General features: G+C 52.7%; 5 protein-coding genes. 2 read left to right on the top strand and 3 right to left on the bottom strand.

The features are described from left to right. From HXY31_RS11455 to HXY31_RS11445, 3 genes are all read right to left on the bottom strand, one after another. The coding region (locus HXY31_RS11455; RefSeq protein WP_292643116.1) for an ammonia monooxygenase at positions 1-560 on the bottom strand (560 nt) is incomplete at its 3' end. A gap of 155 nt (positions 561-715) precedes the next feature. Next, complete coding sequence (locus HXY31_RS11450) at positions 716-1024, bottom strand: hypothetical protein (protein ID WP_292643114.1); 309 nt, start codon at positions 1022-1024, stop codon at positions 716-718. Positions 1025-1137: 113 nt separating this feature from the next. Beyond that, a complete protein-coding gene (locus HXY31_RS11445) occupies positions 1138-2295 on the bottom strand; it encodes a hypothetical protein (RefSeq protein WP_292643112.1) in 1158 nt (385 codons plus the stop codon). A 166-nt stretch (positions 2296-2461) separates the two neighbouring features. Here HXY31_RS11445 and HXY31_RS11440 point away from each other — a divergent pair, with 166 nt between their 5' ends. After that, the gene (locus HXY31_RS11440) at positions 2462-2623 is read left to right on the top strand and encodes a hypothetical protein (protein WP_292643110.1); all 162 of its coding nucleotides are present in this window, start codon (positions 2462-2464) and stop codon (positions 2621-2623) included. 111 nt (positions 2624-2734) lie between these two features. Beyond that, positions 2735-2989 carry a hypothetical protein gene (locus tag HXY31_RS11435; RefSeq protein WP_292643109.1) on the top strand — a complete coding sequence of 85 codons (255 nt, stop codon included), beginning with the start codon at positions 2735-2737 and terminating at the stop codon, positions 2987-2989. Positions 2990-3209 lie beyond the last annotated feature (220 nt).

Below are 3209 nucleotides of genomic sequence, written 5' to 3'. Positions count from 1 at the left end.
CCAGCTCCAGATCCCAGAGCGACAGGCGAGTTGTAGAACTTACCTACCTGGGGCTCTATAGGCGTCATGTACGCTGGCAGCGTCGGTCTCGGATACTTGAAGGCTACCTCAAGCGGGTCCCTGACGAGCAACAGGTTGACCATGTTGAACAGCGGGAAGGATAGGCCAACCAGCGAACCGCCAATGAGTATGGCAGCGTGCTTGTTGCGTCTTGTCGCCCAGTACGTGAGGTCCAACAGCATAGCCGACGGGATCCACACCGGCACCACGATGAAGTCGTATGGGTAGCCCAGCGCAAACCATGCGCCCTTTGCGACCCATGTGTAGATGGTCATGATTGTGGCGTAGTATGTGGCCGTGCCTGGAACGCCTGTGAACAACATGTAGTATATCGCACCCACAGCGAGCATGGTCGACTGTGAGACCGAGAATACCACGAAGGATGTCCACATCCAGTCTGTGTAGAAGATGTAGTCTCCTGCGTTGATGGTTAGCAGCGTGCTGTTGACAGCAACGACTACTATGAATAGGTAGTGCGTTGTACGTCTAAGCCAGACCATTAAAGACCTAGACAGAGTGCTCGTATATAAAATTTGTTGCTAGCCAAACTGCGGTGCGAAATTCGCAACCCTCGTCGAGAATGGATCTAGAATCAGCGCGGCAGCATGTCTGCAAAGCTTGTGGTGAAATTAAAAGAAAAGGAAGAAAAAGGATTCTAAGCCCTTACTGGCTTCTCGTTGACGATCTTCATGATCCAGAAGAATCCAAGGGCCTCGATCACAGTCAGGACAGAGAGTGCGTAAATGCCGCTTGGCAACGGATATGCCCATGGATACACGGAGATGCCCACGTACACACCGCCAGCAGTCGCAGCCCAGCACAGCGCAAAGCCGAGGATGTAGATGTTCTTCATGTTTTCGACTCTGCGGCCGATCATGCGTTCGATGTCGTCACGGCTCTCGCCGCCTCCACCGCCACTGCCGCCCTTACGTCCACCACTTCCGTATCCCTTTGGTAGAGTCATTTGCTATACAATCAGGGCATGCCTTTTTAAATTTTGCTGTCGCCTGCCCGTGCGCGTGAAGGGCACCGGCGGATTTCGTTGCGTATGGAAAAAGGAAAAGAGGGGGTGCCTGGCTAGAGGGCGTTTCTATTGCCAAACATGCTCCCAAAGCTTGTGCTGCGGAACCTTGTCATCAAGACCACGAGGCTGATGACTGCGCCTGCGACTATCAGTGCGCTCACAGGGAACTCGGGGACTACCACGATGTTAAAGTCCGCGCTCTCTACAAAGTCGCCAGTGCCGACTCCGCTGACAGAGTTGACCGTCACCAAGATGCTCTTGCCCCCTCCGGATTCGAAGGTGATCTTTTGCTCGGCCACTCCAAGCCGCGCAAGCTCATTGGTCTCCTCCGCGAGTGTGTTTCCGTCAGCATCCGTCACGACGAAATCGTAGCCGACGTTTTCTACCGGGAAGCCCTGGTTGTCATAGAACGAGATGGTGAATGTTGTCTCCTTTCCAGGCTCAATGGTGACTGGATCCCAGCTGACCTGTACCTGGTACCGCGAAGTCACGGTGCTCTTCTTCAGAGGTGGTTGCGGTATCTCTTCTGTGCTCTGCGGCGTCTCGGGCTGTCCCTCTCCCTGTTTCAGGAGCTCGAACTGGTACCTGATTGGTGCAGGCGGCTCGGTCACGTCCGCGTACACGAGCGCCTTTACCGGATACGGGAAGTTGTCAGCCACCCAGATCTTGTTGACCACGTTTCCTCTGGAATAGCTTATGATGGATGTATCAAAAGTCCCGCCGCCCACCGTGACGGTTTCAGAGCCCGTTGGGCCTATCACTGCCGCCCCTGTCCCTGCAACGTTGCCCCATGGGTTTCCGCTAAGAGCTTTGGGGTTTGATTTTGAGGCATAGGCTTCCAGGAATGTCATGCTGTTCTGGTAACCGCTGATGTAGGGCTGCATCTCGGCAGACACCTCTCCGCCACCGAGCGGCGTTAGGTTGTTGTCTGCAAGGCGCAGAGTCCCGGGTATGACTTTTCCTTCGCTCACGACAAAGGATGGAGCTATCCATGCGCCCCTGTCATCCTGCTCCTTGAAGTATATCGTCAACTCGTACGGCGTGCTGTCATTGGTCTGTATCTCTTGAATCCTATAGGTCACGTATGTATTTTGAAGTGTTCCTTCGCCGACGTACCATGTGGCTGTCTGAGCATAGGCGTTCCCAGCTGTCAAAATGCCAAAAGCCAGCACAAGAGCTATCGCCGAAGGGGCGACGAACTTGGTCTCCATTGATGAAGATTGCAAAACCGACCTCATAAACGTTTCAATTTGTGCTTCTATAGGTCTGAAAGCCGATAGAATCGCCTTCTATTACACTCTGCTCTTGTAATGGAGTACTGGTGCGGCCTCTTGCATCGATAAACAAATAAGTGGAACGTCTGGATGACAGGTAGCGATGTGCAACTGCCCCAAGGTCACATTCTATGAGGTCGAGTTCAAGCTTTTCGGCATGAAGGTGGTGCCCACCCACAAGAACTGCGGCGACACGCTCAACGACGACCAGTTCAACTCGTTTGACAAGGAGCTCCGCAAGTACTGGGGCTTTGAGGAAAAATAGTCCCTTTATATCGAAAGGGCGCGCGCTGTTTAAATTCCCTGACAGAATCCTGCCGCGGAGCCACGGCAACTTTATAAAGTCCGGTACGGATTTTTGCGGTAGGTGTTTTGAATGACCAAAATGCTCAACGTTAGCATCGAAACGACTGGCGTGGACGCAGCAGAAGCCAAGCAGTGGGTAGCCGAACTGGCGAACGTTTATGCCGACATGGAAGTATCGAACGTGAACGTTTCCGGAAACAAGATCTCCTTCAAGGCTGGCTTTACAGGCATGGATGATACCGAGCCGGACGATGTCAAGATGAAGCTCGAAGAGTACATCAACATGCACGAGGCCATATCTGCAAGGAGCATCAACGTCAACTAGGCCGTCCGGCCTTTTCTTTACTTTTATGAATCGTTATTAATCATCATCGATTGTTACTAATCTTCATATACAAAATTCACGACAAGCGTGTGAACCAATAGATGACTTGCAAAGGTATATGCATACGCCACAAGGCCCAAAAGCCGGTCGGCTCAGGCAGGTACGCTAGCGGCCAGAAGAGGTGCCAGATCTGCGAGATATTCATCAAGTGGGATGGCCT

It is taken from the genome of Nitrososphaera sp., assembly GCF_013388945.1.
Classification (GTDB): Archaea; Thermoproteota; Nitrososphaeria; order Nitrososphaerales; family Nitrososphaeraceae; genus Nitrososphaera.
Note: the sequence above shows the minus strand (reverse complement) of the source record. Positions and strands in the feature narration are given on the sequence as shown.

What these genes read in the sequence shown, in the direction of transcription:
- HXY31_RS11450 (WP_292643114.1), bottom strand. Translation starts at nt 1,024, where the DNA reads ATGACTCTACCAAAGGGATACGGAAGTGGTGGACGTAAGGGCGGCAGT.
- HXY31_RS11445 (WP_292643112.1), bottom strand. Translation starts at nt 2,295, where the DNA reads ATGGAGACCAAGTTCGTCGCCCCTTCGGCGATAGCTCTTGTGCTGGCT.
- HXY31_RS11440 (WP_292643110.1), top strand. Translation starts at nt 2,462, where the DNA reads ATGTGCAACTGCCCCAAGGTCACATTCTATGAGGTCGAGTTCAAGCTT.
- HXY31_RS11435 (WP_292643109.1), top strand. Translation starts at nt 2,735, where the DNA reads ATGACCAAAATGCTCAACGTTAGCATCGAAACGACTGGCGTGGACGCA.